The 14,811-nt window shown below is 72.9% G+C and carries 9 protein-coding genes; 6 read left to right on the forward strand and 3 right to left on the reverse strand.

What is annotated here, in order from left to right:
• Positions 1-185 precede the first annotated feature (185 nt).
• The 3 genes from ACWF94_RS15065 to ACWF94_RS15075 all read right to left on the reverse strand — a co-directional run bounded on the left by ACWF94_RS15065 (position 186) and on the right by ACWF94_RS15075 (position 7,574).
• On the reverse strand, positions 186-1,646 hold the full coding sequence (locus tag ACWF94_RS15065; RefSeq protein WP_453487788.1) for a glutamate synthase subunit beta: 1,461 nt from the start codon (positions 1,644-1,646) through the stop codon (positions 186-188).
• Positions 1,639-6,198, reverse strand: a complete 4,560-nt coding sequence (gene gltB, locus ACWF94_RS15070) for a glutamate synthase large subunit (protein WP_453487789.1) — start codon at positions 6,196-6,198, stop codon at positions 1,639-1,641. Before gltB ends, ACWF94_RS15065 begins: the two co-directional genes overlap by 8 nt.
• A 647-nt stretch (positions 6,199-6,845) precedes the next feature.
• Positions 6,846-7,574 (reverse strand): VIT1/CCC1 transporter family protein, encoded by a 729-nt coding sequence (locus ACWF94_RS15075; protein ID WP_453487790.1) that lies wholly within the window; start codon positions 7,572-7,574, stop codon positions 6,846-6,848.
• Between the two features lie 259 nt (positions 7,575-7,833).
• On the opposite strand from ACWF94_RS15075, the gene ACWF94_RS15080 reads away from it, so the two are divergent.
• The 6 genes from ACWF94_RS15080 to ACWF94_RS15105 form a co-directional block, all read left to right on the forward strand.
• Entirely contained in the window at positions 7,834-9,012 is a 1,179-nt protein-coding gene (locus ACWF94_RS15080) for an ADP-ribosylglycohydrolase family protein (RefSeq protein WP_453487791.1), read from the forward strand.
• Positions 9,009-10,472 (forward strand): ADP-ribosylglycohydrolase family protein, encoded by a 1,464-nt coding sequence (locus ACWF94_RS15085; RefSeq protein ID WP_453487792.1) that lies wholly within the window; start codon positions 9,009-9,011, stop codon positions 10,470-10,472. Before ACWF94_RS15080 ends, ACWF94_RS15085 begins: the two co-directional genes overlap by 4 nt.
• Before the next feature lie 19 nt (positions 10,473-10,491).
• Positions 10,492-11,607, forward strand: a complete 1,116-nt coding sequence (locus ACWF94_RS15090; protein ID WP_453487796.1) for an ADP-ribosylglycohydrolase family protein — start codon at positions 10,492-10,494, stop codon at positions 11,605-11,607.
• Positions 11,604-13,331, forward strand: coding sequence for an ADP-ribosylglycohydrolase family protein (locus ACWF94_RS15095; RefSeq protein WP_453487793.1), 1,728 nt, complete (start codon positions 11,604-11,606; stop codon positions 13,329-13,331). Before ACWF94_RS15090 ends, ACWF94_RS15095 begins: the two co-directional genes overlap by 4 nt.
• Positions 13,328-14,215, forward strand: coding sequence for a ribokinase (rbsK, locus tag ACWF94_RS15100; RefSeq protein WP_453487794.1), 888 nt, complete (start codon positions 13,328-13,330; stop codon positions 14,213-14,215). Before ACWF94_RS15095 ends, rbsK begins: the two co-directional genes overlap by 4 nt.
• A partial coding sequence (locus tag ACWF94_RS15105; RefSeq protein ID WP_453487795.1) for a CaiB/BaiF CoA transferase family protein occupies positions 14,212-14,811 on the forward strand: 600 nt, incomplete at its 3' end. The genes rbsK and ACWF94_RS15105, both read left to right, overlap by 4 nt.

The raw sequence follows: 14,811 nt of genomic DNA on the forward strand, positions 1-14,811 counted from the left end.
GGACGGGGCAGGCGCCGTTCTCAGTTCCGTACGCCGTTGTACGGGACGTTCTGGGGGTGTACCGGAGGCCGGGCCGGGGCCCGGTCCGTCAGGGCCCGGTCCGTCAGGGCCCGGTCCGTCAGGGCCCGGTCCGTCAGGGCCCGGTCCGTCAGGGCCCGGTCCGTCAGGGCCCGGTCCGTCGGAACTCAGACCGTCAGGGCCCGGTCCGTCGGGCGGATCGGCGCGGGCAGTTCGCTCGCCCCGGTGAGGAAGCGGTCGACACCACGGGCGGCGGAGCGGCCCTCGGCGATGGCCCACACGATCAGCGACTGGCCACGCCCCGCGTCACCGGCGACGTACACCCCGTCGACGTTGGTCGCGAACTCCGCGTCGCGGGCGACATTGCCGCGCGCGTCCAGCTCCAGGCCGAACTGCTGGACCAGCCCGTTCTCCTGGTCGGTGCCGGTGAAGCCCATCGCCAGGGTGACGAGCTGCGCCGGGAGCCTGCGCTCCGTACCCGGCTTCTGTTCGAGCTTGCCGTCCTTGAACTCGACCTCCACCAGGTGGAGGAACTGGACATTGCCGTCCTCGTCGCCCTCGAAGTGGGTGGTGGAGACGGAGTAGACCCGCTCGCCGCCCTCCTCGTGCGCGGAGGTGACCTTGTAGAGCATCGGGAAGGTGGGCCAGGGCTGGCCGTCGGGACGCTCCTCGCCGGGGCGGGGCATGATCTCCAGCTGGGTGACCGAGGCAGCGCCCTGGCGGTGGGCGGTGCCCACGCAGTCCGCGCCCGTGTCACCGCCGCCGATGACGACGACGTGCTTGCCCTCGGCGGTGATCGGCGGGGCGACGAAGTCGCCCTCCTGCACCTTGTTGGCCAGCGGCAGATAGTCCATGGCGAAGTGGACGCCGTTCAGCTCGCGCCCGGGGACCGGCAGATCGCGGGAGACGGTGGCGCCGGCCGCGATGACGACCGCGTCGTAGCGCCTGCGCAGCTTGGCCGCGTCGAGGTCGCGGCCGATCTCGACGCCCGTACGGAACTTGGTGCCCTCCGCGCGCATCTGCTCGATCCGGCGGTTGATGTGCACCTTCTCCATCTTGAACTCGGGGATGCCGTAGCGGAGCAGTCCGCCGATCCGGTCCGCGCGCTCGTAGACGGCGACGGTGTGGCCCGCGCGGGTGAGCTGCTGGGCGGCGGCGAGTCCGGCCGGTCCGGAGCCGATGACGGCGACGGTCTTGCCGGAGAGCCGCTCCGGGGGCTGCGGGGTGACGTCGCCGGAGTCCCACGCCTTGTCGATGATGGAGACCTCGACGTTCTTGATGGTGACGGCCGGCTGGTTGATGCCCAGCACACAGGCCGCCTCGCAGGGCGCGGGGCAGAGCCGCCCGGTCCACTCCGGGAAGTTGTTCGTGGCGTGCAGCCGCTCGCTGGCCGCCTGCCAGTCCTCGCGGTAGGCGTAGTCGTTCCACTCGGGGATGAGATTGCCGAGCGGGCAGCCGTTGTGGCAGAAGGGGATACCGCAGTCCATGCAGCGGCCGGCCTGCTTGCTGATGATCGGCAGCAGGGAGCCGGGGACGTAGACCTCGTTCCAGTCCTTGAGTCGCTCGCCCACCGGGCGGGTCTCGGCGACCTCGCGCCCGGTGGTCAGGAAGCCCTTGGGGTCAGCCATTGATCGCCGCCTCCATCATCTTCTCGGTGGTCTCCTGCTCGGAGAGACCGGCCAGCTCAGCGGCGTCCTTGGCGGCGAGCACTGCTTTGTACGTGGTCGGAATGATCTTGCTGAACCGTTCGGCACTCGCGGGCCAGTCGGCGAGGAGCTTCGCGGCGACGGTGGACCCGGTCTCCTCCTGGTGGCGGCGCACGACATCGTGCAGCCACCGCCGGTCGGCGTCGCCGAGGGGCTCGATCGCTCCCAGGTTGCCGGAGTTGACGTTGTCCCGGTCGAGGTCGAGGACATAGGCGATACCGCCGGACATACCGGCAGCGAAGTTACGGCCGGTCTCGCCGAGGACCACCGCGTGGCCGCCGGTCATGTACTCGCAGCCGTGGTCGCCCACGCCCTCGGAGACCACGGTGGCACCGGAGTTACGGACGCAGAACCGTTCCCCGCTGCGCCCGCGCAGGAACAGCTCGCCGCCGGTCGCCCCGTACGCGATGGTGTTGCCCGCGATGGTGGAGTACTCCGCGAGGTGGTCGGCACCCCGGTCCGGGCGGACGATCACCCGGCCGCCGGAGAGGCCCTTGCCGACGTAGTCGTTGGCGTCGCCCTCCAGCCGGAGCGTGACACCGCGCGGGACGAACGCCCCGAAGGACTGGCCCGCCGAGCCGGTGAAGGTGATGTCGATGGTGTCGTCGGACAGGCCCGCGCCACCGAATCTGCGGGTGACCTCATGGCCGAGCATGGTGCCCACGGTCCGGTTGATGTTGCGGATGGCGACCTGTGCGCGGACCGGCTGGGCATCGTCGGCGGACTCGGCGTTCAGCGCGTCGGCGGCGAGCTTGATCAGCTCGTTGTCGAGCGCCTTCGCCAGACCGTGGTCCTGCTCGACGACGGCGTGGCGCACCGCGCCGTCCGGCAGGTCGGGGACATGGAAGAGCGGGGTCAGATCGAGACCCTGGGCCTTGTAGTGGCTGACGGCCCGCTCGGTCTCCAGCAGCTCGGCGTGGCCGACGGCCTCCTCGACGGAGCGGAAGCCCAGCTCGGCGAGGAGTTCACGGACCTCCTCGGCGATGAACCGGAAGTAGTTGACGACGTACTCGGCCTTGCCGGAGAACCGGTCGCGCAGCACCGGGTTCTGGGTGGCGATACCGACCGGGCAGGTGTCGAGGTGGCAGACGCGCATCATGACGCAGCCGGAGACGACGAGCGGCGCGGTCGCGAAACAGAACTCCTCGGCGCCCAGCAGGGTCGCGATGACGACATCGCGGCCGGTCTTGAGCTGGCCGTCGGTCTGGACGACGATCCGGTCCCGCAACCCGTTGAGCAGCAGGGTCTGCTGGGTCTCGGCGAGCCCCAGCTCCCAGGGGCCGCCCGCGTGCTTGAGGCTGGTGAGCGGCGAGGCGCCCGTACCGCCGTCGTGGCCGGAGATCAGCACCACATCGGCGTGGGCCTTGGAGACACCGGCGGCGACCGTGCCGACACCGACCTCGGAGACCAGCTTGACGTGGATACGGGCCTTCGGGTTGGCGTTCTTGAGGTCGTGGATCAGCTGGGCGAGATCCTCGATGGAGTAGATGTCGTGGTGCGGCGGCGGGGAGATCAGTCCGACGCCGGGGGTGGAGTGCCGGGTCTTGGCGACCCAGGGGTAGACCTTGTGGCCGGGCAGCTGGCCGCCCTCGCCCGGCTTGGCGCCCTGGGCCATCTTGATCTGGATGTCATCGGCGTTGACCAGGTACTCGCTGGTCACCCCGAAGCGGCCGGAGGCGACCTGCTTGATGCTGGAGCGGCGGGTGGGGTCGTAGAGGCGGTCGGCGTCCTCGCCGCCCTCGCCGGTGTTGGACTTGCCGCCGAGCTGGTTCATGGCGATGGCGAGGGTCTCATGGGCCTCGCGGGAGATCGATCCGTACGACATCGCACCGGTCGAGAACCGCTTCACGATCTCGCTCACCGGCTCGACCTCGTCCAGCGGCACGGGCGCCCGGCCGCTCTTGAGGCCGAACAGGCCCCGGAGCGTCATCAGCCGCTCGGACTGCTCGTTCACCCGGTCCGTGTACTGCTTGAAGATGTCGTAGCGGCGGTTGCGGGTGGCGTGCTGGAGCCGGAAGACCGTCTCCGGGTCGAAGAGGTGCGGCTCGCCCTCGCGGCGCCACTGGTACTCGCCGCCGATGTCCAGCGCGCGGTGCGCCGAGGAGATACCGGAGACCGGGTACGCCTTGGTGTGCCGGGCGGCGACCTCTTCGGCGACCACGGTAAGACCCGCACCGCCGATCTTGGTGGCGGTGCCGTTGAAGTACTTGTCGACGAACGCCTCGTCGAGACCGATGGCCTCGAAGACCTGCGCGCCCCGGTAGGAGGCGACGGTGGAGATGCCCATCTTGGACATGACCTTGAGGACGCCCTTGCCCAGCGCGTGGATCAGATTGCGGATGGCCCGCTCGGGCTCGATGCCCTCGATGAAGGTGCCGGCGCGGACGAGGTCCTCGACGGTCTCCATCGCCAGATACGGGTTGACCGCGGCGGCGCCGTAGCCGATCAGCAGCGCGACATGGTGCACCTCGCGCACATCGCCCGCCTCCACGAGCAGCCCGACCTGGGTGCGCTGCTTGGTGCGGATGAGGTGGTGGTGGACGGCCGAGGTGAGCAGCAGCGACGGGATCGGCGCGTGCTCGGCGTCGGAGTGCCGGTCGGAGAGGACGATCAGCCGGGCGCCGTCCTCGATGGCGGTGTCGGCCTCGGCGCAGATGGCGTCGATACGTTCCGCGAGCGCGTCGCCGCCGCCGCCGACGCGGTAGAGACCGGAGAGCGTGGCCGCCTTCGTCCCGGGCATGTCGCCGTCGGCGTTGATGTGGATGAGCTTGGCCAGCTCATCGTTGTCGATCACCGGGAAGGGGAGGGTGACACTGCGGCAGGAGGCCGCCGTCGGCTCCAGCAGATTGCCCGCCGGGCCCAGCGATGAGCGCAGCGAGGTGACCAGTTCCTCGCGGATGGCGTCCAGCGGCGGATTGGTGACCTGCGCGAACAGCTGGGTGAAGTAGTCGAAGAGCAGCCGGGGGCGCTCGGAGATGGCCGCGATCGGGGAGTCCGTGCCCATGGAGCCCAGCGGCTCACCGCCCGTCCTCGCCATCGGCGCGAGGATGACGCGCAGCTCCTCCTCCGTATAGCCGAAGGTCTGCTGCCTGCGGGTGACGGAGGCGTGGGTGTGCACGATGTGCTCGCGCTCGGGCAGATCCTCCAGCTCGATCGTGCCCGCTTCGAGCCACTCCTGGTACGGCTCCTCGGCGGCGAGCGCCGACTTGATCTCGTCGTCCTCGATGATGCGGTGCTCGGCGGTGTCGACCAGGAACATCCGGCCGGGCTGGAGGCGGCCCTTGCGGACGACCTTGGCGGGGTCGATGTCGAGGACGCCGACCTCGGAGGAGAGGACGACGAGGCCGTCGTCGGTGACCCAGTAGCGCCCGGGGCGCAGACCGTTGCGGTCGAGGACCGCGCCGACCTGGACACCGTCGGTGAAGGTGACACAGGCGGGGCCGTCCCAGGGCTCCATCATCGTGGAGTGGTACTGGTAGAAGGCCCGCCGCGCCGGGTCCATGGAGTCATGGTTCTCCCATGCCTCGGGGACCATCATCAGCACGGAGTGCGGCAGCGAGCGCCCGCCGAGGTGGAGCAGCTCCAGGACCTCGTCGAAGGACGCGGAGTCGGAGGCGTCCGGCGTACAGACCGGGAAGATACGGTTCAGCCGCTCCGTGCCGAACAGGTCGGTGGCGAGCTGGGACTCCCGGGCGCGCATCCAGTTGCGGTTGCCCTTGACGGTGTTGATCTCGCCGTTGTGTGCGACGAAGCGGTACGGGTGGGCCAGCGGCCAGCTCGGGAAGGTGTTCGTCGAGAACCGCGAGTGCACCAGCGCGACGGCCGTGGCCAGCCGCCGGTCGGACAGATCGGGGAAGAACGGCTCCAGCTGCCCGGTGGTCAGCATGCCCTTGTAGACAATGGTCCGCGCGGACAGGGACGGGAAGTAGACACCGGCCTCCCGTTCCGTGCGCTTGCGCAGGACGAACGCCTTGCGGTCGAGCGCGATCCCGGTGCTCTCGCCGTCGCCCACGAAAAGCTGCCGGAAGACGGGCATCGTGGCCCGTGCGCCGTTGCCGAGCAGATCGGGTGTGACGGGCACCTCGCGCCAGCCGAGGACGTCGAGCCCTTCCTCCCGGGCGATCGTCTCGATGCGCGAGACGGCCTCCTCGGTGCCCGTCCCGGGCAGAAACGCGATACCGACGGCGTACGCCCCGGCCTCGGGCAGTTCGAACCCGCTGACCTGCCGCAGGAACGCGTCGGGGACCTGGAGCAGGATGCCCGCTCCGTCGCCCGAGTCCGGCTCGGAGCCCGTGGCACCCCGGTGCTCCAGGTTCCGCAGTACGGTCAGCGCCTGTTCCACCAGCTCATGGCTGGCTACACCGGTGAGGGTGGCCACAAACCCGACGCCGCACGCGTCGTGTTCGTTACGGGGGTCGTAGAGGCCCTGGGGGGCGGGGCGACCGGCCATGGGCAACCAGGCGTCGGAACGCATCGGCTCTCCCGTCGTCGTCGTGGCATGTTCACTGCCGAGGGACGACGTTGGCCCTCTGCGAAATTTCGTGCAGGTTACATGATGGAGTGATTCCCGAGAAGTGGACAACTCATTCCAACATGCGGACACCGCGTACAGCGGCCCAGTGGGGCGGGGGTGGGTCACCGTCGGACAGAGCGGTATCGGGGAACGGTATCCGCAGGACCATCGCAGAGCAGGCTTCGTTGCCCGCAGCGCTTTCGGCTCATGCCCAGTGCCGAATGCATCGAAACCGCCGACTTGCGACTGCTTGTGCGGTGTCTTGCACAGTGTCTCACCCCGAAGCGGAATCCGGCGGAATCCGTCTGGGGCGGCGCCCACCACAGCTTCGGCCCCCGGGCCGGGATTGACCACCCACGCGCGGGCAAAATCCCGCGGGGGGGGACGGAGGGACGGAGGGGACGGAGGACGGAGGGGACGGAGGGGACGGGGGAGCCGGCCGCCAGGACGACAGTCTGGACCTGCCAGGGGGCGCTGCCAGTCAGGGGCGCTGCCCCGGGGGGCCGGGCGCGGGGTCCCGGGCGTGGGGCGTGGGGCGTGGGGCGTGGGGCGTGGGGTCCTGAGCCCCGGGCGCGGGGTCCCGGGCCCGGGCTCAGAGGGCCCGGGGCTCAGAGGGCCGCGCCGAACGCCGCCCCCAGGCCGTAGGTGACCGCCGCCGCACCGCCACCCAGCACCAGCTGCCGGACCCCGCTGAACCACCAGCCCCGCGCCGTCACCCGTGCCACCACCGCCCCGCAGGCGAAGAGCCCCACCAGCGCCAGCAGCACCGCAGGCCACAGCGCGCTCGCGCCGAGCAGATACGGCAGCACCGGCAGCAGCGCGCCCAGCGCGAACGATCCGAAGGACGAGACCGCGGCGACCGCGGGCGACGGCAGATCGTCCGGGTCGACCCCGAGTTCTTCGCGGGCGTGGATCTCCAGGGCCTGCTCGGGATCCCGGGAGAGCTGCGTCGCGACCTCACGGGCGAGCGCGGGCTCGACCCCGCGGGCCTCATAGAGCGCGGCCAGCTCCTCCATCTCGTCCACGGGGTGCTTGCGCAACTCCCGGCGTTCGACGTCCAGTTCGGCCTGGACCAGCTCCCGCTGGGAGGCGACGGAGGTGTACTCCCCCGCGGCCATGGAGAACGCTCCCGCCGCCAGCCCGGCGAGCCCGGTGATGACGATGGTCTGCTGGGAGACCGAGCCGCCCGCGACACCGGTCATCAGGGCGAGGTTCGAGACCAGTCCGTCCATCGCGCCGAAGACCGCGGGCCGCAGCCAGCCGCCGTTGACATCACGGTGGGTGTGGTTGTCACGGTGCGCCACATGCAGGGGCGCCTCGGTCTGGATGATGGACATCTCTCTCCCTGCTCCGGCGGCGGAACCACTCGCTCCGCCACCCTCTCGACCACTTCGAAAATACGCTCGATGTAAGGGGCTCGCCAGCAAGGCAGGCCGTACTTACCTGAAGTCGAGCGGGTGACAGAAGGGTTTCCCCGACTCGCCGGGAGTCGCGTGGGGCACACATCCGGACAAGTACGGCGGGGGCACGGCCCAGCCGACCGTACGGACGCACCACAGCCCAGGACAGAGGCTCGCGCGCGAAAGAGGCCCGCCCATGGAGTTGATCGCATGTGATCCCGCTGATCCCTCCGGTCCCGGCCCCGGCCCCGTGCTCTCCGCGCCTCGCCGCAAGCACCTCCCGCCCGAGGACGCCCGGCCCGAGGACGCCCGACCGGACGGCGCCCGGCCCGCGATCCCGCGCGCGGAGCCCGGGTCGCCGTCTGTACCGTCGTCCGTACCGTCGTGTGTGCTCCGGGAGCGGGCGTGCGGGGCGCTGCTGGGCCTCGCGGTGGGGGACGCGCTGGGCGCCCCGGCGGAGAACATGCGGCCGTCCGAGATCCGCCGCCGCTGGGGCCGTATCGAGGGCTTCGTGAACGACGACCCGGCGGGTACGGACGACACGGAGTACGCGATCTTCTCGGGCCTGCTGCTCGCCCGGCACGGCTCCGCGCTGACGGTGGCCAAGGTGGAGACCGCGTGGCACCACTGGATCGCGGATCTGGACGAGGGCCCGTTCCGGGGCGCGGGATTCAGCGAGCGCGGCACGCTGGAGAATCTGCGGCGCGGACTGGCCGCTCCCATCTCGGCCCAGCACCGGCACGCCTGGAGCGACGGGCTGGCGATGCGGGCGGCACCGTTCGGGGTGTTCGCGGCGGGCCGCCCGCTGGAGGCGGCGCGGCTGGTGGCGATCGACGGCACGGTCAGCCATGACGGCGAGGGCATCTACGGCGGCCAGGCGGTGGCGGCGGGCGTCGCGGCGGCGATGACGGGCGCGGGCCCGGCGGGCGTGATCGGCGCGGCGCTCTCGGTGATCCCGATGGACTCCTGGACTGCCCGTTCCCTGCGTCGTGGGGTGGTCACCGCCCAGCGCGCCTATCCGGACACCCTGACGATGGAGCGGGCGGTGCGGTCCTCGGTGGTGATCGGCGGCTATCCATGGACGGATCTGGCCCCCGAGGCGGTGGGCCTGGCGTTCGGCGCGTTCGCCGCGGCGCGAGGGGACTTCCGTACGTCGGTGCTGACGGCGGTCAACATGGGCCGGGACGCGGATACGACGGCGGCGGTGGCCGGGGCCCTGGCGGGAGCCGTTTCGGGTGCCTCCGCCATCCCTCCGGAGTGGTCGTCGGCGATCGGCCCGGTGCGTGGCAGCTGTCTCCCCTCGATGCGGGGCCACCACATCCTCGACATCGCGGATCTGCTCACCCCGGACGACGACCCGACGGCGGCGTCATGACGACGGCCGGCGCCACGCCCGCCCAGGAGACACCCCCACGGATCACCGGGGAGCCCGCGGAAGGACCCGGCCGTACCGCCGCCGCGCGGGCGGCGACCCGGGAGACGACCCCGGTGACGACCAGGGCGACGACCCGGGTGGAACGTCGGCCCCGCCCCATCGAGGGGCTGCTGCTCGGACTCGCGGCCGGGGACGCGGCCGGCTGGCCCGCGGCACGGCACCGCGCGGCGCGGATGCCGGAGTGGACCCGGCGGCTGACCCGTGAGCTGGACACATTCGCCGAGCAGAACGCCACCACCACGCTCCCCGTCCCCATCGCCCTCAACCAGCCGCCCGAACCGCTGCGGCTCGGCCCGTCCGACGACGCCGAGTGGGCGGCCTTCACGGCCGGGACGGTGCTCACGGCGGCCGGGGACCTGTTCCAGGGGCTGGGCCCGGACCACCGGGTACGGGCGGCGGTCGACCTGGCGTGGAACGCCCTCGCCGGGGAGATCGCCGCCGCCGCCGAGCGCGCCCCGGAGGTGGAGTCCGCCGTACTGCCCCTGCGCGCCCGGATCTCCGTACGCGCCGGGCTCGGGAATCTCGCCACCGGCCTGCGTCCGCCCGCGACCGGCCACGACAATCCGCACTACTTCGACGACGCCGCCTGCGTCCGCGCGGTCGTCCTCGCCACCGTCCACCCGGGCGACCCGGGGGCAGCCGCCGCGCTGGCCGAGTTCGACGCCCGCTACACCCAGGACGGCGACGGGGTCCACGGCGCCCGGGCCATGGCGGCGGCCGTCGCGGCGGCGCTCGGCGGCGCGGAAGTGGACGAGGCGGTGGAGGCCGCCCTCGCCCAGCTCCCCGGCACCACCGAGATCGGCCGCAACGCCCGGCACGCGGTCCGGCTCGCCCGGGACGCCGACGCGGCCTTCGATCTCGTACCGCTGCTGGAGCATCAGATCGTGGACCACGTCTACAGCTACGGAATCGCCGCCGCCGAGACCGTCCCGGTCGCCCTCGCCGTCGCGACGGCCGCGCGTGGCCGGGTCGCCGAGGCCGTGCCGACCGCGGCCTGTCTGTCCCGGGTCGCGGACTCCGCTCCCGCTCTCGCCGGGGCGCTGACCGGCGCGCTCGGCGGCGGCGACGCCATCCCGGCCTCCTGGCGGGACGCCTGCCGAACGCTCGCGGGGTGTGCGCTGCCCCGCCTCGCCGGTACCGATCTCGTTGAACTCGCCGTGCTGCTGTCACACACGGAACTGACCACCCCGGGGAGACAATCGCGACATGACACCACCCACCCCCACACCCCCGAGCACCACACCCTCCACCCCCACACCCCCGAGCACGACGCCACCCACCCCCACACCCGCGAACACCACCCGGACGAGCCCCACCCCCGCGAACACCACCAGGACGAACACCGCCGCACCCACCGCGCCCCGCACCCCGCCAACCCCCGCCCCGGCCCCCTCGCTTGACGACCGGATCGCCGGCAGTCTGACCGGCGCGGCCGTCGGCGACGCACTCGGCGGCCCGGTCGAGGGCTGGACCCCCGAGCAGATCGCCGAACGCCACGGCGGCCGGGTCCAGGGCATCGTCGGCCCCTGGTACGGCGACGACTGGCGCACCGCGCGCCCCATCGCGCCGTACCACAAGGGCGATGGGCACATCACCGACGACACCCTGATGACCCATGCGCTGATCAGGGTCTACGCCACGGTCCGCGACCACCTCGACGCCTACGCGGTCGCCGACCACCTGGTCCCCGACCTGATCACCCACCCCCGCTGGATTCCCGAACTGGAGGCCGAGGCGCTCCCCCTTCAGCGGATCTTCCTGGCCGAGAAGTGGCTGGTGGCCCGGCTGCACTACGGCCACCACGATCCGCGCGAGGCGGGCAGCGGCAATATCGTCAACTGTGGCGCGGCCATGTACATGGCCCCGGTGGGCCTGGTCAACGCGGCGAACCCCGCCGCCGCCTACGCCGAGGCGCTCGACATCGCGGGCGCGCACCAGTCGTCGTACGGACGGGAGGCGGCGGGTGTGTTCGCGGCGGCGGTCGCGGCGGCCTGTCTGCCGGGGGCGACGCCGTCGACGGTCGTGGACACGGCACTCGCCCTGGCCAAGGACGGCACCCGCGCGGCGATCGAGGCGGTGGCGGACGTCGCCGCGCGGCACTCGGACTTCGAGTCGGCGCTCTCCCCGCTGCGCGCCGCGATCGCCCCCTTCGACACGGTCGGCCCGGACTACCGCGCCCCGTCCCTGGCCGCCCGCCGCCCCTCCCGGCTGCACTCCATCGAGGAACTGCCCGTCGCACTGGGCATGCTGGTGGTCTGCGGGGGCGACTACCGGCGTACGGTGCTGGGCTCGGTCAACTACGGCCGTGACTGCGACTCGATCGCCACCATGTCCGGCGCGATCGCGGGCGCGCTGGGCGGGGAGTCGGTGGTCCCCCGGGAGTGGGCGGAACAGGTCGCCGAGGCCAGCCGGCTCGATCTCGGCGCCCCCGCGCGCGAACTGGCGGCGGTCGCCCGCGAGGTCTTCGTGCGCGACACCGAACGCCGCCGGGCCCATGAGTCCGCGTACGCCCGGCTGACGGCCGGCGCCCGATGACCACCGAACTGCGGCTGACCTGGGTCCAGCCGGAGGATCTGGTGGGCCATGAGCTGCGCCAGGCGTCGGAGGACGGCCGCCGCGCGCGGGCGATCGCCACCCGCTGGCGGGAGGCGGGCGGCCCGCCTCCCCCGCGCACGGCGGGTGCGTCCCCCGCCCCCGCGTCCCCGGCCCTGCGCACCCTGGCGACCGCCCTGCTGGACGAACTGGCCGCGCTGCCCAGCCCCCTGACCCGGCTGGAGCCCACGGACCTCGCCGCGATCAAGGCCCTCTGCCCCGCCTGGCCCACGCCTCCCGCCCCGTCCGGGCACCGCGCGCACACCCCGGGGGTGACGCACGACGCGGCCGTACGGAGAAGGGCGGGCGCCCCCGGCCCGTACGGCGGTGCCGCCCCCGGCGGTCCCGAATCCTCGTGGGCGCCCCGGGGTGTGCCGCCGCCCGCTCCCGGTGGACCCCCGGATCCGGGCGGGACGGGGACGCGCTCGACCCGGGGCACGGAACCCCCAGGGCGGTACGGAGGTCACGGCCCGGCCGCCGGGGGCGTATCGGACGCCGGGTCCCGGCCGGCCGGTGGCCCGGAGGACCGACCGTCCGGGAGTACCGGAGACCGGCCGTCCGCGAACCCGGGAGACCGGCCGTCCGCGAACCCCGGAGACCCGCTGCCGCGCCTCACCGCCGAGGCCCTGCACGCCGCGTGGCTCGGGCGGGCCGTCGGGTGCCTGCTCGGCAAGCCGGTCGAGAAGCTCCCCCTGCACGCCATCCGCTCCATCGCCCGCGCCACCGGGAACTGGCCCCTGCACACCTGGTTCACCGCCAGGGGGCTGCCCGAGGAGCTGCGCCGCGCCCACCCCTGGAACCGGCGCTCCGCCCCCACCTCGCTGGCCGAGAACATCGACGGCATGCCCGAGGACGACGACCTCAACTATCCGCTCGTCAACCTCCTGCTGCTCCAGCGGTACGGGCGCGACTTCCGCACCTCGGACGTGGCCCGGCTGTGGCTGGACCAGCTCCCCGCCGGCCGGACCTTCACCGCCGAGCGCGTCGCCTACCGCAATCTGCTCTGCGGGATCGAACCCCCGCTCACCGCCCGCCATCACAACCCCTTCCGGGAGTGGATCGGCGCGGCCATCCGCGCCGATATGCACGGCTGGACCCACCCCGGCGACCCCGCTGCCGCCGCCGTGCGGGCCCACCGCGACGCCTCGCTCACCCACACCGCGAACGGCGTCCACAGCGCGATGTTCATCGCCGCCGCCATCGCGTCCGCCGCGGGCGGCAGCGGCGATGTGCACCGCGCCCTCGCCACCGGTCTCTCCGTCGTCCCGCCCGGCGGCCGGCTCGCGTCCGCCGTACGCCACGGGATCGAGACGGCCAGGGCGGAGCGCGACTTCGCCACCGTCGTGGACCTCCTCCACACCGCCTACGGCCACTACCACTGGGTTCACGCCGTCCCCAACGCCGCCTTGCTCGCCGCCGCCCTCACCCACGCCGACGGAGACTTCAGCGGCTCGGTCTGCCGGGCCGTCTCCGGCGGGTGGGACACGGACTCCAACGGCGCCACCGCCGGGTCCATCGCGGGTCTGCTCGCCGGATCGCCCGACGCCGTCCCCGACCGCTGGACCACCCCGCTCAAGAACCGGCTCGCCACCTCCGTCGCCGACTTCGACGGCGTCGGCTTCGACACCCTCGCCCGGCTCACCCACCAGGAGGCACTCCGCCCATGACCGCGATCGTGGTGCTCGGCAGCACCAATATGGACCTCGTGGCCTACGTCGCCCACGCGCCGAAGCGCGGGGAGACCGTCACCGGACGGGAGTTCCGTACGGTCCCCGGGGGGAAGGGCGCCAACCAGGCCGTGGCCGCCGCCCGCGCGGGCGGGGACGTCGCGCTGATCGGCGCGGTCGGCACGGACGAGTTCGGCGCCCGGCTGCGGGCGACCCTCGTATCGTCCGGCGTCGACACCGATCTGCTGCGGACGGCGGAGGGCCCGTCCGGTATCGCCGCCGTGGTCGTGGACAACGAGGGCGGCAACGCGATCGTCGTCGTCCCCGGCGCCAACGGCACCGTCACCTCCCTCGCCCCCGGCGACGAAGCTCTCATCGCCACCGCCGACACTCTCCTCCTTCAGCTCGAACTCCCCCTCTCCGCCGTCCTCGACGGCGCTGAGGCCGCGCGCCGCCACGGCGTACGGACCGTGCTCACCCCCGCCCCCGCCCAGCCACTGCCCCCCGAACTGCTCGCCGCCACCGATCTGCTGGTGCCCAATGAGCACGAGGCGGCCACCCTCACCGGAATCGCGGACCCCCTTACGGCCGCCGAGGCATTGCTGCGCCAGGTCCCCGAGGTCGTGATCACCCTCGGTGCGGCGGGCAGCCTCCATGCCCGCCGGGGCGCCGCCCCGCTCACCGTCCCCGCCCCCAGAGTCACCGCCCTGGACACCACCGCCGCCGGTGACACCTTCGTCGGCGCCCTCGCCGTCGCGCTCGGCGAGGGCAAAACCGTCGAACAGGCCCTGCGCTGGGCGACGGCCGCCGCCGCGCTGTGCGTCCAGCGTCCGGGGGCCTCCACGTCCATGCCCTACCGCCCGGAGATCGATGACGCCTCATGAACCGACCATCCACACCCCCCTCGCCACCTCGCCCCACCCGCGCACCAACTCCCCTCGCGACCTCCGGACCCGCACCCGCACCAGCCCCCCGGGCCACCCACGGCCCCTCCCCCGCGCCGACGGCCCGCCCGCTGCCCGGCCCCCCGGCCGCCGCGTCCCCCACCCCCCTCCAGGGTCTTCGCGTCCTCGATCTGGCCACGCTCTTCGCAGGCCCCCTCGCCGCCACGATGCTCGGCGACTTCGGCGCCGAGGTGATCAAGGTCGAGCACCCCGACCGCCCCGACCCCTCCCGGGGCCACGGCCCCGCCAAGGACGGCATCGGTCTGTGGTGGAAGCTGCTCGGCCGCAACAAGCGCACCATCACGCTCGATCTGTCCGCCCCGGGCGGCCGTGACACCCTGCTGCGGCTGGCCGCCACCGCCGATGTGATCATCGAGAACTTCCGTCCGGGCACCCTGGAGAAATGGGGTCTCGGCTGGGCCGAGCTGAGCGCGGCCAACCCCCGTCTCGTCCTGACCCGGGTCACCGGTTTCGGGCAGTTCGGCCCGTACTCCCACCGCCCCGGCTTCGGTACCCTCGCCGAGGCGATGAGCGGG

It is taken from the genome of Streptomyces sp. NPDC055078, from assembly GCF_053607985.1.